24 protein-coding genes and 1 pseudogene are annotated in these 25,232 nt (G+C 74.4%); 15 read left to right on the forward strand and 10 right to left on the reverse strand.

The window, feature by feature from the left end; translation table 11 throughout:
* The first annotated feature begins 235 nt into the window (after positions 1–235).
* Positions 236–1,261: an amidohydrolase family protein gene (locus tag ACR9E3_RS31695; protein ID WP_460385010.1), complete on the forward strand. Its 1,026-nt coding sequence runs from the start codon at positions 236–238 to the stop codon at positions 1,259–1,261.
* Positions 1,262–1,348: 87 nt separating this feature from the next.
* Here the strand turns inward: ACR9E3_RS31695 and ACR9E3_RS31700 are convergent, their stop codons facing one another.
* Positions 1,349–1,909, reverse strand: coding sequence for an AAA family ATPase (locus ACR9E3_RS31700; protein WP_460385012.1), 561 nt, complete (start codon positions 1,907–1,909; stop codon positions 1,349–1,351).
* Entirely contained in the window at positions 1,906–2,457 is a 552-nt protein-coding gene (locus ACR9E3_RS31705) for a potassium channel family protein (RefSeq protein WP_460385013.1), read from the reverse strand. Before ACR9E3_RS31705 ends, ACR9E3_RS31700 begins: the two co-directional genes overlap by 4 nt.
* A gap of 154 nt (positions 2,458–2,611) precedes the next feature.
* On the opposite strand from ACR9E3_RS31705, the gene ypfJ reads away from it, so the two are divergent.
* The 3 genes from ypfJ to ACR9E3_RS31720 all read left to right on the forward strand — a co-directional run bounded on the left by ypfJ (position 2,612) and on the right by ACR9E3_RS31720 (position 5,862).
* Positions 2,612–3,658, forward strand: a complete 1,047-nt coding sequence (gene ypfJ / locus ACR9E3_RS31710) for a KPN_02809 family neutral zinc metallopeptidase (protein ID WP_460385014.1) — start codon at positions 2,612–2,614, stop codon at positions 3,656–3,658.
* A 121-nt stretch (positions 3,659–3,779) separates the two neighbouring features.
* Positions 3,780–5,417: a flavin-containing monooxygenase gene (locus tag ACR9E3_RS31715; RefSeq protein WP_460385015.1), complete on the forward strand. Its 1,638-nt coding sequence runs from the start codon at positions 3,780–3,782 to the stop codon at positions 5,415–5,417.
* Between the two features lie 100 nt (positions 5,418–5,517).
* A complete protein-coding gene (locus ACR9E3_RS31720; RefSeq protein WP_460385017.1) occupies positions 5,518–5,862 on the forward strand; it encodes a hypothetical protein in 345 nt (114 codons plus the stop codon).
* 14 nt (positions 5,863–5,876) lie between these two features.
* On the opposite strand, the gene ACR9E3_RS31725 is transcribed toward ACR9E3_RS31720, so the two are convergent.
* Both ACR9E3_RS31725 and ACR9E3_RS31730 read right to left on the reverse strand, forming a co-directional pair.
* Complete coding sequence (locus ACR9E3_RS31725) at positions 5,877–7,262, reverse strand: MFS transporter (protein ID WP_460385018.1); 1,386 nt, start codon at positions 7,260–7,262, stop codon at positions 5,877–5,879.
* Complete coding sequence (locus tag ACR9E3_RS31730) at positions 7,259–8,176, reverse strand: amidohydrolase family protein (RefSeq protein ID WP_460385019.1); 918 nt, start codon at positions 8,174–8,176, stop codon at positions 7,259–7,261. The genes ACR9E3_RS31725 and ACR9E3_RS31730 overlap by 4 nt, the downstream gene beginning before the upstream one ends.
* 183 nt (positions 8,177–8,359) lie before the next feature.
* Between ACR9E3_RS31730 and ACR9E3_RS31735 the strand changes: the two genes are divergently transcribed.
* From ACR9E3_RS31735 to ACR9E3_RS31770, 8 genes are all read left to right on the forward strand, one after another.
* Positions 8,360–9,022, forward strand: coding sequence for a GntR family transcriptional regulator (locus tag ACR9E3_RS31735; RefSeq protein ID WP_460385020.1), 663 nt, complete (start codon positions 8,360–8,362; stop codon positions 9,020–9,022).
* A 103-nt stretch (positions 9,023–9,125) separates the two neighbouring features.
* On the forward strand, positions 9,126–9,809 hold the full coding sequence (locus tag ACR9E3_RS31740) for a 4-carboxy-4-hydroxy-2-oxoadipate aldolase/oxaloacetate decarboxylase (protein ID WP_460385021.1): 684 nt from the start codon (positions 9,126–9,128) through the stop codon (positions 9,807–9,809).
* Positions 9,802–10,890: a 4-oxalomesaconate tautomerase gene (locus ACR9E3_RS31745; protein ID WP_460385022.1), complete on the forward strand. Its 1,089-nt coding sequence runs from the start codon at positions 9,802–9,804 to the stop codon at positions 10,888–10,890. The genes ACR9E3_RS31740 and ACR9E3_RS31745 overlap by 8 nt, the downstream gene beginning before the upstream one ends.
* Before the next feature lie 2 nt (positions 10,891–10,892).
* Positions 10,893–11,852 (forward strand): VOC family protein, encoded by a 960-nt coding sequence (locus tag ACR9E3_RS31750; protein ID WP_460385023.1) that lies wholly within the window; start codon positions 10,893–10,895, stop codon positions 11,850–11,852.
* Positions 11,849–12,625, forward strand: coding sequence for an NAD(P)-dependent oxidoreductase (locus ACR9E3_RS31755; RefSeq protein ID WP_460385025.1), 777 nt, complete (start codon positions 11,849–11,851; stop codon positions 12,623–12,625). The genes ACR9E3_RS31750 and ACR9E3_RS31755 overlap by 4 nt, the downstream gene beginning before the upstream one ends.
* A complete protein-coding gene (locus ACR9E3_RS31760; RefSeq protein ID WP_460385026.1) occupies positions 12,622–13,641 on the forward strand; it encodes an amidohydrolase family protein in 1,020 nt (339 codons plus the stop codon). Before ACR9E3_RS31755 ends, ACR9E3_RS31760 begins: the two co-directional genes overlap by 4 nt.
* Positions 13,642–13,685: 44 nt before the next feature.
* The gene (gene mtnA, locus ACR9E3_RS31765; protein WP_460385027.1) at positions 13,686–14,714 is read left to right on the forward strand and encodes an S-methyl-5-thioribose-1-phosphate isomerase; all 1,029 of its coding nucleotides are present in this window, start codon (positions 13,686–13,688) and stop codon (positions 14,712–14,714) included.
* A gap of 22 nt (positions 14,715–14,736) precedes the next feature.
* Positions 14,737–15,531, forward strand: coding sequence for an aldo/keto reductase (locus ACR9E3_RS31770; protein WP_460385028.1), 795 nt, complete (start codon positions 14,737–14,739; stop codon positions 15,529–15,531).
* Here the strand turns inward: ACR9E3_RS31770 and ACR9E3_RS31775 are convergent, their stop codons facing one another.
* Together ACR9E3_RS31775 and ACR9E3_RS31780 are read right to left on the reverse strand one after the other, a co-directional pair.
* Complete coding sequence (locus tag ACR9E3_RS31775) at positions 15,532–16,563, reverse strand: uroporphyrinogen decarboxylase/cobalamine-independent methonine synthase family protein (RefSeq protein ID WP_460385029.1); 1,032 nt, start codon at positions 16,561–16,563, stop codon at positions 15,532–15,534.
* A gap of 2 nt (positions 16,564–16,565) precedes the next feature.
* Positions 16,566–18,041: a hypothetical protein gene (locus ACR9E3_RS31780; RefSeq protein ID WP_460385031.1), complete on the reverse strand. Its 1,476-nt coding sequence runs from the start codon at positions 18,039–18,041 to the stop codon at positions 16,566–16,568.
* Between the two features lie 152 nt (positions 18,042–18,193).
* Between ACR9E3_RS31780 and ACR9E3_RS31785 the strand changes: the two genes are divergently transcribed.
* Together ACR9E3_RS31785 and ACR9E3_RS31790 are read left to right on the forward strand one after the other, a co-directional pair.
* Entirely contained in the window at positions 18,194–19,075 is an 882-nt protein-coding gene (locus ACR9E3_RS31785; protein WP_460385033.1) for a methylenetetrahydrofolate reductase, read from the forward strand.
* A gap of 76 nt (positions 19,076–19,151) precedes the next feature.
* Positions 19,152–20,258, forward strand: coding sequence for a glycosyltransferase (locus tag ACR9E3_RS31790; protein WP_460385034.1), 1,107 nt, complete (start codon positions 19,152–19,154; stop codon positions 20,256–20,258).
* A 42-nt stretch (positions 20,259–20,300) separates the two neighbouring features.
* On the opposite strand, the gene ACR9E3_RS31795 is transcribed toward ACR9E3_RS31790, so the two are convergent.
* Positions 20,301–20,996: a DUF4386 domain-containing protein gene (locus ACR9E3_RS31795; RefSeq protein WP_460385036.1), complete on the reverse strand. Its 696-nt coding sequence runs from the start codon at positions 20,994–20,996 to the stop codon at positions 20,301–20,303.
* Between the two features lie 126 nt (positions 20,997–21,122).
* Here ACR9E3_RS31795 and ACR9E3_RS31800 point away from each other — a divergent pair, with 126 nt between their 5' ends.
* Positions 21,123–22,496 carry a chloride channel protein gene (locus ACR9E3_RS31800; protein WP_460385037.1) on the forward strand — a complete coding sequence of 458 codons (1,374 nt, stop codon included), beginning with the start codon at positions 21,123–21,125 and terminating at the stop codon, positions 22,494–22,496.
* A 52-nt stretch (positions 22,497–22,548) separates the two neighbouring features.
* Here the strand turns inward: ACR9E3_RS31800 and ACR9E3_RS31805 are convergent.
* From ACR9E3_RS31805 to ACR9E3_RS31815, 3 genes and pseudogenes are all read right to left on the reverse strand, one after another.
* Positions 22,549–22,647: pseudogene (locus ACR9E3_RS31805) on the reverse strand (YrhK family protein); the annotation flags it as partial.
* A 109-nt stretch (positions 22,648–22,756) separates the two neighbouring features.
* Positions 22,757–23,953, reverse strand: a complete 1,197-nt coding sequence (locus ACR9E3_RS31810) for a cytochrome P450 (RefSeq protein WP_460385039.1) — start codon at positions 23,951–23,953, stop codon at positions 22,757–22,759.
* Positions 23,954–24,041: 88 nt separating this feature from the next.
* Complete coding sequence (locus ACR9E3_RS31815) at positions 24,042–24,986, reverse strand: Dyp-type peroxidase (protein ID WP_460385040.1); 945 nt, start codon at positions 24,984–24,986, stop codon at positions 24,042–24,044.
* Positions 24,987–25,232: the final 246 nt, after the last annotated feature.

The following is a 25,232-nucleotide window of genomic DNA, read 5'->3' on the forward strand; positions in this document are numbered from 1 at the left end:
CGAGCATCAGCGTGGACGCCACGCTGACACACGCCGCCCCGCACCTCGCCGAGCCGCACCAGACACCACGCGAGCAGCACGTTGCGCATCCCGATCCACGTCCGAGAGCCGCCGAACGCGCCGCCCGCGGCCCGCGTCGCCAGCAAAGCCGCCCGTCACGGCCGCCGGTCGGGCAACGGAGCACGAGACGGACGTCGGCCCTGCCGGACGGTCCGGACGCGCGCAGGGTGGCGCCATGAGGTTGATCTGCATCGAGGAGCACACCGTCGACGGCGACATCCGGGCGGCCGCCGGGCCGGCGCTGGAGCGCGAGGCGCCGTACCTGGACCGCCAGCTCGCGTCGGGCACCGGCGACGGCTCGTCGGCGGACCGCCCCGTCCCGGTGCGCATGGACCTGGCCCTCGAGCGGGCGCAGGACCTCGGCGCGGGCCGGATCGCGGCGATGGACGCACACGGCATCGACATGCAGGTCGTGTCGTACAGCAGCCCCGCCCAGCTCGTGCCCGACGACGACGCGGTGCGCCTGACGCGGGCGGCGAACGACCGTCTGGCAGCGGCCGCCGCGGCACACCCCGACCGTCTCGCCGGCTTCGCCGTCCTGCCCTGGCAGCACCCGCAGGCGGCCGCCGACGAGCTCGAGCGCGCGGTGCGGGAACTCGGGATGTGCGGTGCGCTGATCGTCGGGAGGCCCGGCGCGACCTTCTTCGACGACCCGCGCCAGCGCCCGGCCCTCGAGCGGGCCGCGGCTCTCGGCGTGCCGCTCTACCTGCACCCGTTCGCGCCCCTGCCGCAGGTGCAGGAGCCGTACTACGGCGGGTTCGCCGACGAGGTGTCCGCGACGCTCTCGCTCGCCGGCTGGGGCTGGCACCACGAGGCCGGCGTCCACGTACTGCGGATGATCCTGGGCGGGGTGTTCGAGCGGATCCCCGGCCTGCAGGTGATCAGCGGGCACTGGGGCGAGATGGTGCCCTGGTTCCTGCCGCGCCTCGACGACGCCCTCCCGGCGCGGGCGACCGGCCTCTCCGGGTCGATCAGCGAGGTCTACCGCGAGCACGTGTGGATCACGCCGAGCGGGATGTTCCACGCCGGCCAGCTCGCGTTCGTCCGCGACGTCGTGGGGCTCGACCGCGTGATCTGGTCGGTCGACCACCCGTACCTGACGATGGACGGCACCCGCGCCTTCCTCGACGGCGCCGACCTCACCGACGACGAGCGCCACGCCGTCACCCACGGCAACGCCGAGGCCATGCTCGGACTCTGAGGGCCACCGGTGATCGTGGTGGCTTTCCTGACGTTGAGCATCAGCGTGGACGCCAGGCTGACAACACCCCGGGCCTCGAGACCCCGCTCAGGACCCCGCCAGGGCCGCGCGGAGCTGGGGGTCGAGGGGGGCGGTGGTGTCGATCCGGAGGTGGGGCACCGGCGGGGGGATGTCGGGGCGCATGCGGGCGACGAACGCGTCGAACGCGGCGAGCTTGCCGGCGTCCTGTGGGCGGCCCCGGGCCTCGAGACGCCGGCGGAGGGTGGCCGGGTCGCACGAGGCCCAGACGAGGCGGACGGGGTCGCCGCCGAGCTCGGCCACCCACGCCGACCACCGCGCGGGGTCGCGCACGAACCCGGTGAACGGCGCGCAGAGCAGCACCGGGCACCCGCGCTCGCGGATCTCCGTCGCGACGGCCGTCATCCCGCCGTACTCGTGGACCTTGACGTGCTCGTCGTACCAGTCGCCCTCGCGCTCGCCGTCCGGGCGACCGGCCGCCGCGAGCGTGGCGGCGACGAACCCGCCGTACATCGTGTCCTTGTCGAGCAGCGCCGGCACCGGGCGCAGCAGACGGGCGAGCCGGTCGGCCACCGTGCTCTTCCCCGCGCCGGGCGCCCCGGCCACGACCCAGACGTCCGCGGACGTCACGATCCCGTCTCCGGGCCCCGCACGCGCCGCTGACGGCCCCGCTCGACCGCGTCCAGCACCGCGCGCAGCACGAGGCCGATGACCAGGAGGTCGCCGACCATCTGCAGGGTCACGACGATGCGCGTCGACTGCGCGAGCGCCGCGATGTCGCCGAAGCCGACGGTCGCGAACACGGTCACGGCGAAGTAGATCGCGTCGGTGCGGGTCAGCGGTTCGGTGAACGACGCCGGGTCGCTGTCGGACGCGAGGACGTAGACCGCGGCGAACAGCAGGAGGAAGGCGGGGATCGCGAGGGCGAGCGTCTCGAACGCCCGCAGGCCGGGGTACGGGGCCCGGACGATGGCCTGCAGCTGCCACACCAGCAGCACGCCGAGCCCGATCAGGCCGCCCACCAGCGCCAGCCCGGTGACGGCCGCCGACTCCTGGGTCAGCGGGAGCAGGTAGTAGACGAGGACGAGCGCCGCGACGGTCAGCGTGGCGCGGCCCACGGACAGGGCGGCGTCCCGGCGCGGTGCCAGGGGGAGGGGCGGGCGCCCCGGGGTGCTCACGCCCCGCAGCGCACCGCACGCGGACCGTCGACACCAGCAACCGCGGCGGCGCGTGTCGTGACGATCCGGACCCGCAGGATGTCCCGGTGCGGCACGTCGGTGCGCCAGGATCACCGCTGGGACCATCGACGACGGCCGACCCGAAGGACGACGGATGCGCTACAACGACGACGCCGAGCTCGACGCGTCCGAGGTCACCGACGCGCGGGGCGAGGGCGGCGGCGGGTCGGCCGGGTTCGGTGGCGGCGGGCTCGGCGGTGGCGGCGGGGGGATGGGCGGCGGCCTGCTGCCGCTGCTCATCGGGCTGCTCTTCCGCGGGCGCAGCGGGAAGGTCAGCTGGGTCCTCATCGTGGTCGTGGTCGTGGTCGTGGTCGTCGGCTTCCTCGCCCTCCAGTTCTTCGGCGGGGGGACCGGGAGCACCACGGGTTCGTCGGTCGCGGGCGGCTTCGGCCAGCCCGGGGGCCCGGCGGTGGCCGGCACCTCGCAGCTCGCGAGCACCTGCCGCACGGGCGCCGACGCGAACCGCAACCCCGACTGCGCGATCGTCGCGGACATCAACTCGATCCAGGCCTACTGGGCGGGCGGCGGCTACGCCGCGGTCGCCCCGACCGTGCGCGGCGCCCAGCCGCGGTACACGAACGTCGACACGAAGTTCTTCACCGGCACGGTGAACACCCGCTGCGGCAGCGCCGACTCGAGCTCCGGGCCGTTCTACTGCCCGGCCGACGACCTCGTGTACATCGACCTGAGCTTCTACGACCAGCTGCGCCAGCAGTTCGGGGCCCAGGGCGGCGGGCTCACCAACGCGTACGTCCTCGCCCACGAGTACGGCCACCACGTCCAGGACCTGCTCGGTACCGAGGCGGCCGTCCGCACGCGGCAGGGCGCGACGTCGGACTCCGTGCGCCTCGAGCTGCAGGCCGACTGCTACGCCGGGGTCTGGATGAACCACGCCGCGCAGCCCGCGGGCGGCCGGCCGGCGTTCTTCACCGAGATCACCCAGGCCGACCTCGACGGCGCGATCGACGCGGCGCAGCGCATCGGCGACGACTACATCCAGGGCCGGCTCGGCGGCGGGACGGTCGACCCGGACTCGTTCACCCACGGCACCTCGGCCCAGCGCAAGAAGTGGCTGACGACCGGCTACACGACCGGCGACCCCACCCGGTGCGACACGTTCCGCACGAACGACCTGGGCTGAGCCGGCCGATCCCCCGCCTTGACCGATGCGGAGAGGCCATCGGGCGGTAGTCGACCGACCACGTCGCGTTGCACCCTCGGGGTGAGGCGCGTCACGCGCCGGGACGACGAGGAGGACGCCGATGTCCGAGGCCGTGTCCACCGATCTCGATGCCGTCGTGGTGGGAGCCGGGTTCTCCGGGCTCTACATGCTCCACCGCCTACGCGACACCCTCGGGATGTCGGCGCTGCTGATCGAGACCGCCGACGACGTGGGCGGCACCTGGTACTGGAACCGCTACCCCGGAGCGCGCTGCGACTCCGAGAGCTACTTCTACAGCTTCTCCGACCGCCTCTCCGAAGATCTCCTCGAGGAGTGGACCTGGACCGAGCGCTTCGCCGGCCAGCCGGAGATCCTGCGCTACCTCCAGACCGTCGCCGAGCGCTTCGACCTGCGCCGCGACATCCGCTTCGGTACCACCGTCACCGCCGCGTCCTGGGACGAGGACGCCGGGCGCTGGCTGGTCGACACCGACGCGGGGGACCGGGTGTCGGCCCGCTTCCTCGTGACCGCGGTCGGCTGCCTGTCGACGACGAACCTGCCGGAGTTCCCCGGCCGCGACAGCTTCCGGGGCCCGACGTTCCACACCGGGCTCTGGCCGCACGAGGGCGTCGACTTCACCGGCCAACGGGTCGCCGTGATCGGCACCGGCGCCACGGGCGTGCAGCTCATCCCCGAGGTCGCCGAGCAGGCGGCGCACGTCACCGTCTTCCAGCGCACCCCGAACTACGACATCGCCGGCGGGAACCACCCGGTCACCGCCGAGTTCGACCGCCGGATCAAGGACGACTACCGCGCGATCTGGGCGCGGACGCGGGACACGGCGTTCGGGTTCCCCTACGACGTCGCGGACCGGACGGCCCTCTCGGTGCCCGAGGGCGAGCGCCAGGAGATCTTCGAGGAGGCGTGGTCGCAGGGCGGCTTCCGGCTCGGCACGACGTTCAACGACCTGCTGCTCGACGCCGACGCCAACGAGACCGCCGCCGAGTTCCTCCGCAACAAGATCCGGGAGCGGGTCGACGACCCCGAGGTCGCCGAGATGCTCGCGCCGAAGGACCACCCGTTCTTCACCAAGCGCCCGCCGCTGGAGAACGGCTACTACGAGACCTACAACCGCGAGAACGTGACGCTGGTCGACGCCCGGCGCACGCCGATCGAGGAGATCACGCCCACCGGGGTGCGGACCGCGGAGCGCGAGTACGAGGTCGACGCCATCGTGTACGCGACCGGGTTCGACGCCATGACGGGGACGCTGTACCGGCTGAACATCACCGGTCGCGACGGGCTGGGCCTCGCGGACAAGTGGGCCGCGGGGCCCCGGACCTACCTCGGGATCGCCAGCGTCGGCTTCCCGAACCTGTTCATGCTCACCGGCCCGCAGAGCCCGTCGGTGCTCTCCAACATGGTCGTCTCGATCGAGCAGCACGTCGACTGGGTCGCCGACTGCCTGCGCCACCTGCGCGAGCAGGGCGTCGAGCGGATCGAGCCGGTCGCCGAGGCGGAGGACGGCTGGGTCGCCCACCACGACGAGGTCACCGAGACGACGCTGCTGCCCCGGGCGAACTCGTGGTGGGTCGGCGCCAACATCCCGGGCAAGCACCGCAGCCTCTACCCGTACGTCGGCGGCGTCGGGGTGTACCGCGGCATCTGCGACGACGTCGCGGCGAAGGGCTACGAGGGGTTCGCGCTGAGCCGGGCGGGCGCGACGGCACCGGCCTGAGCCCCGACGGGCGGAACCGTCGTTGCCTCCGGCCGCCCCGCTCGTTCACCGGGTGACGGTGGTTCGTGCGAGCGTGCTCACCCGCGAGGGAGTGTCGGCGATGGGACACCACAGCAAGGGGCGGCAGGGCCGGCGCGCCGCGCCGGCACCCGATCCCGCGCCGACGCCCGCGCCCACACCCCCGCCGGCCCGGTCCGCGTCGGGCACGGCGAGCGGCGTGGGCGGGCGCGATCTCGAGGACCTCGCCGACGCCGCCCGCGCGGCCCGCCGCACGGGCTGGCCGTTCGGCGTGGAGGTGCTGGCCTCGGCGGACACCCGCGGCAACCCCTCGGCGTTCCCGTGCCTGCCCACGACGCCGACGGCGCAGCCGCCCGCGGGCCCGAAGCCCCGCCGCTTCGCGACCCACCAGCCGACCGCCCCGTTCGAGGCGATCCGCACGGCCTGATCGACACGGCGTGATCAGGCCGCGGCGGGCTCCGGTGTCGTCGTGGCACGGCGCAGCTTCGTCCGCGGTCCGAACAGCGCGACGACGATCGCGCCGACGACCCACGTCGCGGCGATGAACACGAAGACGCTCTGGTAGCCGCTGCCGTTGTAGAGGGCCGCGATGATCAGCGGCCCGGCGGCGTTGGAGAGCCGGCCGACGCCGTACGAGATGCCGGTGCCCAGCGATCGGGTGCGGGTGTCGAACAGCTCGGGGGAGTAGGCGTACGCCAGGGCGGTGTAGCCGCGCTCGACGAGGTTGACCATGAAGCCGAACACGACGATGAGCACCGGGTCGAAGGTCAGCCCGTAGAACAGCCCGCAGACCCCGATGACGGCGCCGAACACCGCCAGGCACCACTTGCGCTCGAACCGGTCGGTGACGGCCGCCGCGAGCAGGCAGCCCAGCGGCGCGCCGATGGTGGTGAGGGCGACGTAGAAGATCGAGTTCTCGACGCTGAAGCCCTGCTTGGCCAGCAGCGTCGGGGCCCAGCTCGAGTACCCGAAGAAGCCGATCGTCTGCGTGACCCACAGGACGCTGAGCAGCAGCACCGGCAGCAGGACACGCCGGCGCAGGAGCACCCGCCACCAGACCTCGCCGTCGGGGGCCGCGCCGGCCGTGGCGGTCGCCGCCGGCGCGGGCTCGGGCAGCGGGCCCTTCTCCGCGGCGACGGAGGACTCGATGTCGCGCAGCACGGCGTCCGCGCGCTCGTGCTCGCCGCGGCTCTCCAGCCAGCGCGGCGACTCGCGCAGCCGGCCCAGGAAGAACACGAAGAACAGCCCGAGCGCGCCCCAGAGGTAGACCAGGCGCCAGGACCAGTCCGACATCGGGACGACGAAGCTCGCGATGAGGCTGGTGGCCGGGGTGCCGCAGATCCCGATCGCGATGGCGTACGCCTGGTACTTGCCGCGCTTCGCGGCCGGGAACAGCTCGCTGACGTAGATCACCGCGACGACGGTCATGGCCGCGAGCCCGGCGGAGGTGAGGAACCGGAACACGCCGAGCGAGACGACGTCCCACGAGAACACCGACGCCAGCGAGAAGACGCCGAAGAAGACCACCGTGACGGTCAGCGCGCGCTTGCGCCCCACACGGTCGGCGAGCGCGCCGGCCCCGATCGACCCGAGGAACATGCCGACGAAGGACGTCGAGGTCACGTAGGCGACCTGGTCGACGGTGACGCCCCACAGCTTGAGCAGACGCGGCGCCGTGACGGCGAAGGTGTTGATGTCGGCGAACTCGAAGAAGTACGCGAAGGACACCGCCACCAGCGTCACGAGGTGGAAGCGTCCGATCGGGAGCCGGTCGAGACGCTGCTGCGCGGTGGGGGCGCCGGGTCCGGCGGGCGCGGTGTCGGTCATGACGAGCCCTCCTCGGGCCAGTACAGGCGCATCGGGTTGTCGACGAGCAGGCGGCGCCGCGCGTCGGCGTCCGGCGCGAGGTGGGCGACGTGGTCGACGAGCAGCCCGTCGTCGGGCATGTGGTCGGTGAGGTTGGGGTGGGGCCAGTCGGTGCCCCACAGCACGCGGTCGCCGTGCTCGGCCACGACGCGCCGGGCGAAGGGCACGACGTCGGTGTACGCGTGCCGCTCGCCGTCGACCGCGGGCGGCCCGGTGACCGACAGGCGCTCCGGGCAGCCGACCTTGACCCACACGTCGTGGCGCTCGACGAACCGCAGGAACCGCGCGAACTCGGGGCCGTCGGGGTCGCCGGTGACGTCGGGACGCGCCATGTGGTCGACGACGACCGGCACCGGGAGCCGCGCGAGGACGTCCTCCATGCCGGGCAGGTCGGCGGCCTCGAGGTAGACCACGACGTGCCAGCCCAGCGGCGCGACCGCGGCGACGATCGCCGCCATCTCGTCGGGCGTGGCGGCGTCGACGAGCCGCTTCAGGAAGGCGAACCGGACGCCCCGGACGCCGGCGTCGTCGAGCTCGCGCAGCTCGGGCGCGGTGACGTCGGGGCGCACGGTGGCGATCCCGCGGGCCCGGCCGCCTGCGGTGCGCACGGCGTCGACCATCGCCCGGTTGTCCGCCCCGTGGCACGTCGCCTGCACGACGACCTGCCGGTCGAACCCGAGGTGGTCGCGCAGGGCGAACAGCTGCTCGCGGCCGGCGTCGGTCGGGGTGTACTTGCGCTCCGGGGCGTAGGGGAAGACGTCGCCGGGCCCGAAGACGTGGCAGTGCGCGTCGACCGCACCCGGGGGCAGGGCGATCGTCGGACGCGACGGTGTCGGGTCCCAGGTCAGCCAGCCGGGGCTCGGCGTCGTCGGCATCGGAGCCACTCTGCTCTCCCGTCGTCGTGGTGACCGGGGTGAGCTTCCCCGCCCGCCAGGATCGGCGCAAGGATTGTCAACAATTTTGTGGCGACTCTTGGCGGCTATCCTCGGGGAGCCGGCGCTCGCGTAGTGTCCGGCGGCACCACAGCGACGGGACACCACGGACCGGGGAGGTCGGCGATGAGCTCCGCACCGGACGCCGCCGGCCCGGTGGACGTCGTCGACCTGGTCCGGCGCGCCATCCACGAGGGCGAGTTCGCGCCGAACCAGCGGCTCGTCGAGGCCGACCTCTCGGTCCAGTTCGGCGCGAGCCGGGCGGCGGTCCGCACCGCGCTGGTGCAGCTCGCGGCCGAGGGCCTCGTCGAGCGCGTCCAGAACCGTGGGGCCCGCGTGCGGGCGGTGTCGCTGGCGGAGGCGATCGAGATCTCCGAGGTCCGCATGGTCGTCGAGGGCCTCTGCGCGGCGAAGGCGGCGCAGCGCGCGACCGACGAGGACCGCGCGGTGCTGCAGGAGATCGCCACCGGCATGCGCGCCGCGGTCGAGCGCGGCGACGTGTTCGGCTACTCGGAGCTCAACCGGCGCCTGCACGCGACCGTGCGGTCGGTCGGCGGGCAGGCGGTTGCCGACGGCGTCCTCGAGCGGCTGCGCGGGCAGAACGTGCGCCACCAGTTCCGGCTGGCGCTGCTGCCGGGACGTGCCTCGGTGTCGCTGCCCCAGCACCTCGAGATCGTCGACGCGATCTGCGCCGGCGACGCCGACCGTGCCGAGGCGGCCATGCGGACGCACCTCGCGAGCGTCATCGAGACGCTGCCCCGGGTCGCGCAGGGCACCTCCGGCTCCTGAGGTCGAGCGCCGCCCGACACCACACTCGACTGTCACAGAAAATGTTGACAATCTTGGCGACACATTCGACGCTCGACGCACACGCTCGCGGGAGGAGGAACCCATGCGGACGGTGGTCGTGACCGACCCGCCGCGCGCCGACGCCGGCGACGCCGCGGCGCTCGGGGACTACGGGGTCGCGACGGTCCACGAGGCGCTGGGACGGGTCGGCTACCTCGGCCCGGAGTTCCGCCCCGCCTGGGCCGGCGCCCGCGCCGGGGGGACCGCCGTGACGGCGCTCTGCTGGCCGGGCGACAACCTCATGATCCACGTCGCGGTCGAGCAGTGCCGCCCCGGCGACGTCCTCGTCGTCGCCACCGCGTCGCCGTCCAGCGACGGCCTCTTCGGCGAGCTGCTCGCCACGTCGCTCGCCCACCGCGGCGTGCGCGGCGTCGTGCTGTCCTGCGGCGTGCGCGACGTCGCCGACCTGCGGACGATGGGCTTCCCGGTCTGGTCGCGCGCGGTCTCGGCGCAGGGCTCGGTCAAGGCCACGGCGGGCGCGGTGAACGTGCCCGTCACGGTCGGCGGGCAGGTCGTGCACCCCGGCGACGTCGTCCTCGGCGACGACGACGGCGTCATGGTCGTACCCCGCGCCGACGTCGGGCGGGCGCTCACGGCGTCGCAGGCCCGCGTCGAGAAGGAGGCCGCCGCCCGGGAGGCGTTCCAGGGAGGCGAGCTGGGCCTCGACCGCTACGGCCTGCGCGACCGGCTGAAGGAGCTGGGGATCGAGTACGTGGCGCATGAGTGACGACGAGGGCGTGCGCGTCACGATGATGCGCGGCGGCACGTCGCGTGGCCTCTACGTCGAGGCGTCCGACCTGCCCGCGGACCCGGCCGCGCGCGACGACCTGCTGCTGCGCCTCATGGGGACGCCCGACCCCCGCCAGATCGACGGGCTCGGCGGGGCGACGTCGCTGACGAGCAAGGTCGCCGTCGTCGGCCCGTCGGAGTACCCGGACGCCGACGTCGACTACCTGTTCCTCCAGCTCGGCGTCGACGAGCCGACCGTCTCCGACCAGCAGAACTGCGGCAACATCCTCGCGGGGGTCGGCCCGTTCGCGATCGGGCGAGGCCTCGTCGCCGCGGCCGACGGCACCACCGACGTCCGCATCCGCATGGTCAACTCCGACAGCACCGCCGTGGCGACCGTCGCCACCCCCGGCGGGCGGGTCACGTTCGCCGGCGACGTCGCGATCGCCGGGGTCCCCGGCACCGCCGCCGGGATCACGCTCGCGTTCGCCGACACCGAGGGCTCGGCGACGGGCGCCCTGCTGCCGACCGGCCGGGTGCGCGACACCGTCGACGGCGTCGAGGTCACGTGCGTCGACAACGGGATGCCCGTGGTGCTCGCCCTCGCCGCGGCCTTCGACCTCACCGGTCACGAGAGCCACGAGGACCTCGCCGCCGACACCGCGCTGGCCGCGCGCATCGACGGCCTGCGCACCAAGGCCGGCGCGCTCATGGGCCTCGGCGACGTGACGGCGTCGTCGGTGCCCAAGACCGTCCTGCTCGCCCCGCCCGCCGACGGCGGCCAGGTGGCCACCCGGTCGTTCATCCCGGTCCGCCCGCACACGGCGGTGGGCGTGCTCGCCGCGGTCAGCGTGGTCACGGGGATGCTGCTGCCCGGCGCGGTGGGCCACGAGATCGCGGAGACGTGGCCCGCGGGCGCGACGCGGATCGACGTCGAGCACCCGACCGGGCACTTCCTCGTCGACGTCGCCGTCGACACCTCGGTGACCCCGCCGCGGGTGGTCCGCTCCGGGGTCGTGCGCACGGCCCGGATGCTCATGGACGGCGTCGCCTTCCCCCGCCCCGGACAGGAGTCCTAGCCGTGCCACCCCTGCACGACGTCGCCCACCTCGCCCACCTCGAGCTGCGGACCCCGGTGCTCGAGGAGAGCGTCGCCTTCTTCACCGACTACCTCGGGCTGACGGTGAACGGGACCGCCGGCGACTCGGTGCTCCTGCGCGCGTTCGACGACTACGAGCAGACGACGCTCAAGCTCACCCCGCACGCGACCTCCGGGATCGGCCGCACGAGCCTGCGCGCCGCGAGCCCGGAGGCCCTCGAGCGCCGGGTCGCGGCGATCGAGGCGACGGGGCGCGGCCTCGGGTGGGTCGACGGCGACCCCGGCACCGGGCCGACGTACCTGTTCACCGACCCCGACGGCCACGAGGTCGGGATCTACTACGAGACGGAGTGGTACCGCGCGCCCACGGAGCTCGCGCCGTCACTGAAGAACCAGGCCCAGGCCTACCCCGGCCGCGGGGTGTGCGTGCGGCGCCTCGACCACGTCAACTACCTCGGCGTCGAGGTGGAGACCAACCGCGACTACCTGCGCGACACGCTCGGCGCGATGGTCACCGAGCAGATCGTGCTCGACGACGGGTCGGTCGCCGGCAGCTGGACGACCTTCACGAACAAGGGCTACGACGCGGTCTACACCCGCGACCGCACCGGCACCGCCGGCCGCCTGCACCACATCGCCTTCGCCGTCGACAGCCGCGCCGACATCCTGCGGGCCGCCGACATCGCGATCGACCACGGCGTGTTCATCGAGACCGGCCCGCACAAGCACGCGATCCAGCAGACGGTCTTCCTCTACGTCTACGAGCCTGCCGGCAACCGCATCGAGCTGTGCAACGCGGGCGCCCGGCTGGTCCTCGCGCCGGACTGGGAGCCGGTCGACTGGACCGAGGCCGAGCGGGCGAAGGGCCAGGCCTGGGGCCTGCAGACGATCGCGTCGTTCCACACCCACGGCACGCCGCCGGTCGCCGGCACAGCGTCGTGAGCACCGCCGTCGCCGTGCTCGGCCTCGGTGAGGCGGGGTCGGAGATCGCCGCCGACCTCGTCGCCGCCGGTGCCGACGTGCGCGGCTACGACCCGGAGGTGACACCGGCTGACATGATCAGCGCGCGGGTCGACGAGGCCGACGCGGTCCGCGACGCCGACCTCGTGCTGTCGGTCAACAGCTCCCACGACGCGCTCGACGCCCTGGCGAACGCCGCCGCGGGCCTGCGCCCGGGCACGGTCTGGGCGGACCTCAACACCGCGTCGCCGGGGACGAAGGCGGCGCTCGTCGAGGCGGCGCCGGACGGGGTCGCGGTGGTCGACGTGGCCCTGATGTCGCCGGTGCCCGGCAAGGGCCTGCGCACACCGATGCTGGTCAGCGGGGAGGGCGCCGCGCGGTACGCGGGTCTGCTCGGCTCACTCGGCGCCGACGTCACCGTGCAGCCGGGCCCGGCCGGGACCGCGATCTCCCGCAAGCTCCTGCGCAGCGTGTTCTACAAGGGTCTCGCGGCGGCGGTGGTCGAGGCCCTCGAGGGTGCCCGGGCGGCGGGCTGCGAGGACTGGCTGGCCGGCAACATCGCCGCCGAGCTCGCCGGGTTCGACGCCGCCACGATCGAGCGCCTCGTCGACGGCACCCACCGCCACGCGCGCCGCCGCGCCGACGAGATGGCCGCGGCCGCGCAGCAGCTGCGCGAGCTCGGCGTCGCGCCCCGCAGCGCCACCGCCGCCCACGACCTGCTCGCCGCACTACGGGACGGAGCGCCGAAACCGTGATCATCGACTGCCACGGCCACTACACGACGGCCCCCGCGGCCCACACCGACTGGCGCGCCGCCCAGACCGCCGCGGCGGACGCGGGGACGCCGGCCCCGATCTACCCGGAGATCCCCGACGACGCGATCCGGGAGAGCGTCGAGGGCAGCCAGCTGCCGCTCATGGCCGAGCGCGGCATCGACCTGACGATCTTCTCGCCCCGGGCGTCGGCGATGGGCCACCACGTCGGCGACGAGGCCGTCAGCGCCGCCTGGACGCGAGCCTGCAACGACCTGATCGCCCGCGTCGTGGGGCTCTTCCCCCGTCACTTCGCCGGCGTCGGGCAGCTCCCGCAGTCGCCCGGGGTGCCGATCGAGCACGCGGTGGGCGAGCTGCGTCGCTGCGTCGAGGAGCTGGGGTTCGTCGGCGTCAACCTCAACCCCGACCCCTCGGGGGGCCACTGGACCGCGCCGCCGCTGACGGACAAGGCCTGGTACCCGTTCTACGAGGCGATGGTCGAGCTCGACGTGCCGGCGATGGTGCACGTCTCCGCGGTGACCAACCCGAACTTCCACGCCACCGGCTCGCACTACCTCAACGCCGACACCACCGCGTTCATGCAGCTGCTCCAGGCCGACCTGTTCGCCGACTTCCCCGGTCTGCGGCTGGTGATCCCGCACGGCGGCGGCGCGGTGCCGTACCACTGGGGACGGTTCCGCGGCCTGGCCGACATGCTCGACCGGCCCGCGGTCGAGCAGGCGCTGATGGGCAACGTCTTCTTCGACACCTGCGTCTACCACCAGCCCGGCATCGACCTGCTCTTCGGCGTGATCGACCACGCCAACATCCTGTTCGGCTCCGAGATGGTGGGGGCCGTGCGCGGGATCGACCCGCAGACCGGGCACCACTTCGACGACACCCGCCGCTACGTCGACGCCCTGGACCTCGCCCCCGACGACCGGGCGCGCGTCTACGAGGGCAACGCCCGCCGCGTCTACCCCCGGCTGGACGCTCTGCTGCGCGACCAGGGGCGCTGACCGGGCCTGGCGTCCGGCGGACCCGCGGGGTGAGAGTGGTGCCCATGGCGCGGACGGTGGACTGGGAGGACCGCGACGGTGCCGGCGGGCCGGCCGTCCTGGCGATCGACCAGCGCGCGCTGCCGGGGGAGTACCGGGTGCGCCGCCTGGCGAGCGTGGACACGCTGATCGACGCGATCGCCGACCTCACGATCCGCGGCGCGCCCGCGCTGGGCGCCACGGGGGCGCTCGGCGTCGCGCTCGCCGCCCGCCGGCATCCCGGCGACCCCGCCACGGTGCGGGCCGAGGCGGAACGGGTCGCCGCGGTCCGCCCGACCGCGGTCAACCTGCGCCGCGGGGTCGAGCGGGCGCTCGCCCGGCTCGACGACGGCGCCGACGCCGTGGTCGCCGAGGCCTGCGCGGTGCTCGACGAGGACGAGGCCACGAACCGCCGCCTCGGCGCCCGCGCGGCGGACGTCCTGACCGCGCTCGGCCCCGACCGCCCGCTGCGCCTGCTGACCCACTGCAACGCCGGCGCGCTGGCCACGGTCACCTGGGGCACGGCATTGGGCGCGGTCCGGGAGCTCGCCGAGCGGGGCCGCGTCGCGGAGGTCCTCGCCGGCGAGACCCGACCGTTGCTGCAGGGCGCGCGGCTGACGGTGTGGGAGCTGCGCGAGGTGGGCGTGCCGCACCGCCTGCTGGTCGACGGGGCGGCGGCGTCGGCGATGGCCCAGGGGCTCGTCGACGCCGTCGTGGTCGGCGCCGACCGCATCGCCGCCAACGGCGACGTCGCCAACAAGATCGGTACCTACGCGCTGGCCTGCGCCGCCGCCCGCCACGACGTCCCGGTGGTCGTCGTCGCGCCCGAGACCACCGTCGACCGCGCGACGGCCTCCGGCGCGGACATCGTCATCGAGGAGCGCGCGGCCGACGAGGTGCGGGGGTTCGCCGGCGTCGTCACGGCGCCGCCGGACACGCCCGTCTACAACCCCGCCTTCGACGTCACGCCCGCGGCGCTGCTCGCCGCCGTCGTCACCGAGTCCTCGACGTTCCGGCACGGCGCCTGGACGGGGGAGAAGGCGCTGAGTCGGTAGGGGGCGGGTAGGAAGGCCCGTGATGGCCACCCCGTACCTCACGCTCAACGACGGCACCGCGATCCCGCAGTTCGGGCTCGGCGTCTACCACGTGCCACCCGAGGACACCGCCGCGCTGGTCGCCGAGGCCCTCACGATGGGCTACCGCCACGTCGACACCGCCGCGCAGTACGGCAACGAGGCCGGGGTCGGGCAGGGCCTGAGCGACGCCGGCGTGCCGCGCGACGACGTGTGGATCACGACCAAGCTCCACGACGCCGAGCACTCCTACGACGCCGCGGTCGCGGCGCTCGAGGCGAGCCTCGAGCGGCTCGGCACCGACCACGTCGACCTCTTCCTCATCCACCGCCCCGGCCCGGACGGCCCCGACAGCGACGTCGCCGCCTGGCGTGCCATGGCGGCGCTGCGCGCGGACGGGCGCGTGCGCTCGATCGGCGTCTCCAACTTCGACCGCCGGCAGCTCGACCACCTCGTCGCGGAGACCGGCGTCGTGCCGTCGGTGCACCAGATCCGGGTCAACCCCCGCACCCCGCACCGGGCCCTGCGCGCCCATCACCGCCGCCGGGGCATCGCGACCGAGTCGTGGGGGCCGCTGCGCGAGGGCCGCCTCGTCGACCACCCCGTCGCCCGGCGGGTCGCCGCGCGGCTCGGCCGCACCCCGGCCCAGGTCGTGCTGCGCTGGCACCTCGAGCACGGGCTGATCGTCTTCCCGAAGGCGTCCGGTCCGGAGCGGCTGCGCGAGAACCTCGGCGCCACGGAGTTCACGCTCTCGCGCCGCGACGCGCTCGAGCTGAGCACGATGCGCCGGTGGGTCTGATCAGGCCGGCACCAGCCCGGGGACGGCCCCCAGCTCCGCGCGCACCCGCGCCGTGCCCTCGACCATCGCCCGCAGCTTCGCCGTCGCCACCGCCGTGGGCAGGTGTCGCAGGCCGCAGTCGGGGTTGATCACCAGACGCTCGGCGGGGACCAGGTCGAGCGCCCGGCGGATGCGCGCCGCGACGAGCTCGGGCGTCTCGACGGTGTGCGACTTGACGTCGATGACCCCGAGCCCCAGCGTGCGGTCCCATCCCGAGCGGGCGATCACCGGGAGATCCTCGTCGCCCTTGCGCGCGAACTCGAGCACCAGCTGGTCGATGTGCGCGTCGAGGACGGCGGGGAACAGGAAGTCGTAGTGCCCCTCCCACAGCGGGCGGGCGTAGCGGTTGCCGTAGCAGACGTGCAGCGCCCAGGTGACGTCGACCTCGCGCGTGACGATGTTGATCGCCTCGACGGCGAGCCCGACCTGCTCGGGGTAGCCGGCGAGGAACGGCTCGTCGATCTGCAGCACGTCCGCCCCCGCGTCGCGCAGCACCCCCGCCACCCCGCCCAGCACGCGGGCGATCGCCCGCACCAGCTCCGCCGGGTCGTCGTGCACGGTGTCGGTGACGCGGTGGGCGAGCGAGAACGGGCCGGTCAGCGAGAACTTCACCGGCCGGTCGGTGCGCGCGCGGGTGAAGGCGAGGTCCGCGTCGAGGCCCAGCCCGGCGTCGTCCGGCACCGCCGGCGGGGTGCGGACGCGCGCGTCGTAGTAGTCGTAGTAGAAGTCCTTCGCGAGCTGCGGGATCGCGATGCCCGGGATGCGCGCGAGCAGGTAGTCGACGTCGTTGTCGCGACGCAGCTCGCCGTCGGTGACGATGTCGAGCCCGGTCAGCTCCTGGTCCTTGATCGCGGCGGTCACCGCGCAGTCGTGGACCCCGTCGAGCTGGGTGCGGCTCATCCGGCTGCGGAACCAGTCGGTCTTGAGGCGCTCGAGCCACTCCGGCACGGGCCAGGAGCCGACGACGGTGGTCGGGAGGAGCGAGGTCGGCATCATCAGTCCCTCACCTGCGCGGTCATCGTGACGATGTTGGTGCCGGAGCGGTGGGCGAACGGCGCGTAGCGGACGTCGAACCCGCGCCGCCGGCCGATGTGGGCGAGCAGCGGACCGTTCACCCAGTTCACGACCGAGCCGTCGTACTTGCCCGGCCCGCGGAACCCGGTGCGGTACGCGCCCACGTCCCGCGCGAACAGGTCGTGGCACACGAGCTTGCCGAAGGGGTGGAGCAGCCCGATCGTCTCGGTGAAGCTCGCGACCGCCCCGTTGCTGACGTGCATGCGGACGTCCGCGCCGGACTCCAGCAGCGGGCGCAGCGCCTCGCCGTTGACGGTGGGCGAGAGCTCGTAGGTGTCCAGCCCGGCCAGCCCGGCGTAGCGCTCGGCGAGACGGACCGCCGACCACGTCCGCCGCCAGAACTCGACCGCGTCCTCCGGGCTCGCGACGTGGTCGGGCCGCGCCTCGGCGAGCAGGGTCGGGCCGAGGCGCAGCAGCGCGTGGACGAGCCCGCCGAGCTGGTCGGGCCGGGCGTTGACCGACGCGGCGATCTCGGCGGCGTCCGCGGCGGGCAGGAACGCCCGCGACTCGACGAGGTAGGTGCGCCCGCCGAGCTGGGCGACCTCGTCGGTCGGCAGGTTGTCGTAGACGTTCGAGATGTAGATCAGGAAGACCCGGAACTGCAGGAACGCCAGCACCGACCGCGGCTTGCAGGCGTCCATGACGAACGAGCTGACGTGCTCGGCGTGGTCGGCGACGGTCTCGCGGGCGAGGTCGAGGACGTGCGGCGAGTAGTCGCACATGAGGTAGTGCAGGCGCCGGTAGTACCCGCGGCCGTGCTCGACGTCGAGCTCGCGGAGCTCGTCGAGGAACACCCGGGCCTGCGCGCCGTTGCCGACGCCGATCTCGACGACGTAGAGCTCGGGCGGCAGCGCGCCGCGGTCGGCCAGGCCGTCCCAGACCGTGAAGAGCTCACGGATGACGCCGCGGGCGGCGTCGTGGTTGCGGGCGTCGCTCTCCCCGCCCGGCAGCGCCTGCTCGTAGGCCTGGCCCGTCGCCTTCTCCCACTGCTCGAGCGCGGTCCAGTACAGGGCGTTGAAGCCCCAGATGCAGCTCTCGCGCGTCGGGCCCCAGTCCTCGAGGACGACGTCCGGCGTCTCGCGGGTCGCCAGCGCGTCGCGCGTCGCCGCCCGGAGGTCGGTGCCGGACGCGCGGCGCACGTCGACCGCGACCTCGAGGTCGTCGTCGCGGACGCCCTCGGGGACCGGCGCGTCGGGCGTCGAGGAGAGGATCGGGCGCACCTCGACGACGTCCCGGAAGTTCTGCCGGTACTGCACCCAGTCGCAGACGACGCGCACGCGCGACAGGTCGGTGTCGCTCTCGCCGAGCGCGCCGACCACCGGACCGAGCGACTCCTCGACCGTGACCGGGCTCGTGCGACTGCGCAGGCGGGCGTGCGGGCGGAAGTCCACGAGCATCCGCGTCTCCTCGTCTCCCCGGGCGGTCCTTCCTCGACAGCCTGCGGGCGCGGTGTGGCGTGCGTCATCGTCGGCGACCACAGGAAACGGGCTTGCGGTGTTGTGGCTGCGCACGAGGACGCGGGCGGGTCGCGGCGGCGAGACTCGCGACCATGGGAAACGACCCGGTCGGTGCCGCCGCCCAGCGGCTGATGGGTGACGTCAGCATCGAGGTGACCCCGCGCGAGACGGCCACCCTGGACGAGGTGGCCGGTGTGCTCCCGGCCGGCACCTCGGTGTTCGTCACCGATCTGGCGCCGCTCGGTCTGGAGCCGAGCGTCGACGCCGCCCGCCGGATCGCCGAGCACGGCCTGCGTCCCGTGGTCCACCTGGCCGTGCGGTCGATCCCGGACCTGCCCGCGCTCGACCGCACGCTCGGGCAGCTCGCCGACGCGGGTGTCGCGGACCTCCTGCTGATCGCCGGGTCGCGGGCGCCGGCCGGGTCGACCGAGAACACGATCCAGGTCCTCGAGTCGGAGGCGTTCCGGCGCCGGCGCTTCGCGAGCATCGGCGTCGCGGGCCACCCGGAGGGCAACCCCGGCGTCGACGAGGGCGCGGTCGACCACGCCCTCGCGCGCAAGGACAAGATCGCCCGCGAGGAGGGCCTGCCGCTCTACGTCGTCACGCAGTTCGCGTTCGCCGCCGACCCCGTCCTGGGGTGGGAGCGCCGGATGCGCGACGCGGGCATCGTGCTGCCCGTCCGGGTCGGCCTGCCCGGGCTGACGTCCCCGGCCCGGCTGCTGAAGTTCGGCCTCTCGTGCGGCGTCGGGCCGTCGCTCGCGGTGCTGCGCAAGCAGACCGGCAGCGTGCTGAAGCTCGCCACCACCCGGACCTACCGGCCCGCGGAGACCCTGCTCGGGCTGGCGCGGGCCGTCGCCGCCGACCCGGAGAACCTGATCGCGGGCGTCCACTTCTTCCCGTTCGGAGCGGTCGTGCCGACGGCACGCTGGGCCCGCGCGATCGCGGAGGGCGGGCCCGTCACGGACGGGGAGTGAGACACCGAGTGAGCGGCACCGAGTACGCAATTCTCCGGATCGTCCCGGTGCCGGACCGGTCGTAGCGTCGCGGTCCGTGCGGTTCCTGGTCAGCGCCTGCCCCTTGCGCGGGCACGTCAACACCGTGGTGCCGCTCGCCCGCGCCGCCGCCGCGGGCGGTCACGAGGTGGTGGTGGCGACCGGCCTCGACCGGGTCGGTGACGCCGCGGCGCACGGGCTGGAGACCTGGCCCGTCGGGCTCACCTACGCCGCGGCCGGGGGCGTCCCCCGCACCCCGGACGACTTCGTCCGGGCGGCCCACGCCCGCGCCGCCGACCTCGTGCCCCGCGCGGAGCGGTGGCGCCCCGACGTCGTGGTCCACGAGGAGACCGAGCTCGCCGGGGCGGTGGCCGCGGCGCGCAGCGGGGCCCGCCAGGTGGTGCACGGGCTCGGCCTGATGCCGGAGGTCTGGACCTGGGAGGCGTTCCGCGGCGGGCTCGAGGGCCTCGGCGAGGCGTGGGGCGTCGCGGGGGTGGCCGACGCCTCGCGCCGGGCGACCTACGTCGAGCCCTGCCCACCCGCCCTGCGGTCGGCGGGGGAGCGGGTCTGGGCGGACACGCTCCCGATCCGCCCGGTGTTCGGCGCGCCCGTGCCCGGCGACCGCCTCCCGCCCGACGTGGTGGCGCTGTCGGGCCGCCCGGTCGTGCACCTGACCCTCGGGACCGTCTTCCACGAGGCGACGGCCGTCCTCGACGTGGCGCTCGCCGGGTTGACCTCGTGTGACGTCGCCGTCGTGGTCACCGTCGGCCCGGACGGCGATCCCGAGCGCGTGCCGGCGAGCCCGTCGGTCGTCGTCCACCGCTACCTGCCTCACGCGCTGCTGCTGCCGCGCTGCGCGCTCGTGGTGTCGCACGCCGGCTCCGGGGCGGTGTTCGGTGCGTGCGCCCACGGCCTCCCGCAGCTGTTGCTCCCGCAGGGCGTCGACCAGTTCGGCAACGCCGAGGGCGCCCGGCGCGCCGGGACCGCGCTGGTGCTGGAGCCGCCGGACGTCACCGCCGACGCGGTGGCCGGGGCCGCCCGGCGGCTGCTCACCGATCCGGCGTACGCCGCGGCCGCGGGGGCGGTGCGCGACGAGATCGCGGGCATGCCGGCCGGCGACGCCGTCGTCGCGGCGCTCGCGCGCACGACGGTGCGCGCGCGCTGAGCCGGCGACCCGGGTCCCGCGGACACGCTCCTCCGGTGTGGCTCAGTCGGTCCGGCGTGCCGCGGCGCGCCGGCGCGGCAGGACGGCACCGACGCCGATCAGCCAGAGCAGCCCGCCGAACCGCACGACCGGCAGCACCGGCGCGAGGGCGGGCAGCACGAGGACGAGCACGGCGACGACGCCCAGCCCCGCCAGCACGAGCCCCGCGACCGCCAGCCAGCGCGGCAGCAGACCGAGCACCAGGCACGGCACGGCGACACCGGCGAGCAGCAGCGCGAACGCCACCGCGAAGCCGGGGCCGCCGGCGAGGAAGCTCAGCGCGGCGAGCGCGGCCGCGACACCGGCGTCCCCGGCCGGGGCCACCGCGAGGGCGGTCGCGCCGACCAGCCCGCTGGCGGCCATCGCGGCGGCGGCCAGCAGCCCACCCGCGAGCCCGATGGTCGGCCCGGCCACCCGGATGCCGAGCACCTGCAGGCGCTGGTGGAGCGCGGCGGCGAGCACGGCCAGCGGGACAGCGGACGAGAACAGCAGCAGCGTCGACACCGCGGCGCCGGGACCGCCGGCCTGGTGCAGCGCCAGCGCCGTCCCCGGCGCCGGCCCGGGACGCGGTCCGGCGTACAGCGCCGCTCCCGCCACGGTCAGGACGAGGGTGGCGAGGGCCGGGAGCCACAGCGGCGGCCCACCCGTGCCGGGGCGCGCGGTGTGGTCCGTGGCGGTGTCGGCCGTCGTCGTGGCCATCGGGACCACCTCCGTCCTGACGAGTCATCGTTACAAGTTGTCATGATTACTCTCTCGGAACGGCCTGTCAACGTCTCGCCCGTCGCGGGTGATGGCGGGCGGGGGCCGGACGGCGAGAGTCGGGCCATGGACCCGGACGGCTCCCCGGCGGACCTGCTCCGCTCGCCCGCCTACCTGCGGCTGCTGCTCGTGGCTGTGCTGCTCGGCATCCCGATCTCGGCGCTCGCGTACGGGTTCCTCGCCGCCGTGCACGCCCTGCAGGACCTGCTGTTCACCGACCTCCCGGCGGCGCAGGGGCTGGCCCCGGTCCCGCTCTGGTGGCCGCTGCCGTGGCTCGCGATCGGCGGGCTGCTCGTCGGCGCGACCGTGCGCTACCTCCCCGGCCACGGCGGCGCGTCCCCGGCGGACGGCTTCGGCGAGCACCCCCCGCCCATGCCGCGGGAGCTGCCCGGCGTCGTCCTCGCCGCCTTCGCGACGCTCGTGTTCGGCGCCGTGCTCGGACCGGAGGCCCCGCTCATCGCGATCGGCGGCGGGCTGGCCGTCCTGGCCCTGCGCGCCGCCCGCGGGACGCCCGACCAGCGGGTGGTCGCCGTCGTGGCCAGCACCGGCAGCTTCGCCGCGATCAGCACCCTGCTCGGCTCGCCGCTGCTCGGTGCCTTCCTCCTCATGGAGGCGGCGGGCATCGGCGGCGGGATGATGGGCCTGGTCCTGCTCCCGGGCCTGCTGGCCGCCGGGATCGGCTCACTGATCTTCGTGGGCCTCGGGACGCTCACCGGGTTCGGGCCGGTGTCGCTGGCCCTGCCCGACCTGCCCGCGTTCGCGCGTCCCGAGCTGGCGCAGTTCGGGTGGGCGATCGTCGTCGGGATCGCGGCGGCCGTGCTGGGCACGGCGATCGCGCGGTCCGCGCTGGGTGTGCGCACGCTCGTGGAGCGGTCCCCGGTGCTGCTCACGGGCGCTGTCGGCGTGGTGGTCGCGCTGCTCGCGGGGCTCTACGGCCTGCTCACCGGCAAGCCCGTCGCCGATGTCCTCTTCTCCGGCCAGGACCAGCTGCCGGGCCTGCTCGCGAGCGCCGCGACCTACTCGACGGGGGCCCTGCTGCTCCTGCTCGCGGCCAAGGCCGTCGGCTACGCCGTGTCCCTGTCCGCCTTCCGCGGCGGCCCGATCTTCCCGGCGATGTTCCTGGGCGCCGCCGGCGGCATCGCCCTCGCGCCGCTGCCGGGGATGTCGCTGGTCCCGGCCGTCGCGATGGGGATCGGCGCGATGGCGGTCGCGATGCTGCGGCTGCCGCTGACCTCGGTGCTGCTGGCGGTGCTGCTGCTCGGGGCCGACGGGCTCGCCGTCACCCCCGTGGTCATCGTGGCGGTCGTGGTGTCCCATCTGGCGACGGCGCGCCTGCGGGCCGCTCGGCCGACGGGGTCTCGACCGGGAGACCCTTCGGCTCCGCCATCAGCCCCTCCACCCGCTCCGCGATCCGACGCCGCGCCTCGACCCGCACCATGATCTCCCCGAGCACCCCGATCAGCAGGCCCCAGGACGCGACGACGAAGAGCCACGTCCCGGCGCGGGTGAGCGACGGGTAGAGGAAGAAGATGCTGCCGACGACGAAGGCGAAGTTGCCGATGAGCCCGATCCCGAGGTGGACCCAGGGCATGTCGTGGGCGGTCCTGCTGATGTGGCGCAGGTACAGGAACAGGAGCACGCCCGGAACGGTCGCCCCGGCGGGCCGTCCGGGCCTCACCCGCGCGGGGTGACGTCCGGGGTCACCAGCGCACGGGCAGGGCGTGCAGCCCGTAGACGGCCATGTCGTCGCGGAAGGACAGCTCGTCGACGGGCGCCGCGGCGCGGAGGTCGGGGAAGCGGCGCAGCAGGGCCGGGTAGGCGACCTGGAGCTCGATGCGGGCGAGCTGCTGGCCGAGGCACTGGTGGATGCCGTGGCCGAAGGCGACGTGCGGGTTCGGCGCGCGGTGGACGTCGAGCCGGTCGGGATCGTCGAACGTCTCCGGGTCGCGGTTGGCGGCCTCGCCGGCGGCGATGACGCCCTCGCCCGCGCGGACGGTGACCCCGCGGAGCTCGACGTCCTCGACCGCCACGCGACGACGCCCGAGGTGCACCACGGTGAGCAGCCGGAGGAGCTCCTCGACCGCGGTGCGCACCGTCGCCTCCTCGCCGCCGCGGACCAGGGCGGCCTGCGCCGGGTCCCGCAGCAGCGTGAGCGTCCCGAGCGCGATCATGTTCGCGGTGGTCTCGTGGCCGGCGACGAGCAGGAGCATGCCCATCGCGCCGGCCTCCTCGCGCGTCAGCTCGCCCGCGACGACCTGTCCGGCGAGGCGGCCGAGGACGTCGTCGGGCGGGTCCTTCTCGCGATCGGTGACGAGGCCGGCGAGGTAGTCCTTGAGCTCCACGGCGGCGGCGAGCTGGTCGTCGGCGGCCGCGCGCGTGCTCACCAGGCAGTGCGAGAGCCGCTGGAAGTAGGCGTGGTCGTCGTAGGGCACGCCGAGCATCCGGCAGATCACCAGCGAGGGCAACGGCAGCGCGAAGGCCTCGACGAGATCGACCGGCTGCGTGGCCGCGGCCATCGCGTCGAGCAGGTCGTCGGTGATCGCGGCGATCGACGGGCGCAGGGCCTCGACCCGCCGCACGGTGAACTCCGGGATCAGCATGCGGCGGTAGCGGGCGTGCTCCGGGTCGTCCATCGAGATGAACGACGGCACCGCGCGCCGCCGCGTGGCGAGGCCCGCCGACGTCGCGGGGTAGCCCTCGCGCGTGGCGTCCGAGCTGAGGCGTGGGTCGGCGAGCACCGCCCGGACGTCGTCGTGCCGGGTCACCAGCCACGGCGTGCTGCCGTCCCAGAGCCGCACCCGGCGCACCGGGTCCTGCTCCCGGATCGCGTCCAGCTCGGCCGGCGGGTCGAACGGGCACTGCCGGGCCATCGGGTAGGCCGGGGTCTCGACGCTCATGGCACCTCCACCGCTGACGACTAGATACATAGGCTAACTAATTGCTATGGGTGACGTCGAGAGCGCGGTGGGTGACCGACGGCTCAGGTCAAGGACTCGGCGGATCGTCCAGGAAGTCCGCGGTCGGCACGAAGTAGAGGTTGCCGGTGGTCGCGGTGGAGAAGTCGAGGATCCGGTCGTGATGGGCGTCGGCCGTGCCGAGGAACATGTTCTCGAGCATCTTCTCGATCACCGCGGGGTCGTGGGCGTAGCCGACGAAGTAGGTCCCGTACTCGTCGGTGCCGACGTGCCCGAACGGCATGTTGAACCGCAGGATCTGCAGCTGTTCGCCCTTGTCGTCCTCGATCACGTTCAGCGCGATGTGCGAGTCCGGCGGCTTGCGGTCCTCGGGCATCTCGACGTCCTGCAGCTTCGTGCGCCCGATCGCGTTCTCCTGGTCCTCGGTCGACAGGGCGTTCCAGCCGTCCATGTCGTGGAGGTACTTCTGCGTGACGACGTAGCTGCCGCCCGCGAAGCCGGGGTCCTCGTCGCCGACGAGGACGGCACGGGCCGCGGCGGCGCCGTCGGGGTTCTCGGTGCCGTCGACGAAGCCGAGCAGGTCGCGCTCGTCGAAGAACCGGAACCCGTGCACCTCGTCGACGATCCGGGCGTGGCCGCGCAGCCGCGTGGTGAGCAGCTGGGCGAGCTCGAAGCACATGTCGAGACGGTGGGCGCGCAGGTGCACGTGGAGGTCGCCGGGCGTCGACGGCGCGTGGTGGTCGCCGTCCAGCGCGCGGAACTCGTGCAGGCCGGCGGGCCTGGGCGCGCCGAACAGGCGGTCCCAGACGGCCGCACCGACGCCGACGACGCACGTGAGCGCGCCCTCCGGCAGCCGGAAGCCGACCGAGCGCTTGAGTCCGGAGACGTCGGCGAGGACGTCGCGCACCGCGTCCTCGGCGCCGGGCTCGACGACGAACGTGAGGAAGATCGATGCCTCGGTGAGCGGGGTGAGGATCGCCTGGGGCTCGGGTGAGCTCGTGGTGGGTGAACCCATGGCGCTCACCCTGCCCGATCTCGGACGGTGATCCCAGGCGCTCTCGTGGACGACGCGGACACCGGGTCGCCGGCGGACCCCAGGGACGGAGATCAGGAGCGCATCAGGTACCTGATGGGGCCGTCGAAGGTGCGTCGTGCGCTCGTGATCTCCGAGGAAGCGGCGAGGCACGCGGGCCCCCGCCACCACGGGCGGAGATCACGAGCGCGTCAGCCACGTCCACACGCCGGTCGAGGTGGACACCGC

Source organism: Actinomycetospora sp. C-140 (genome assembly GCF_054796175.1).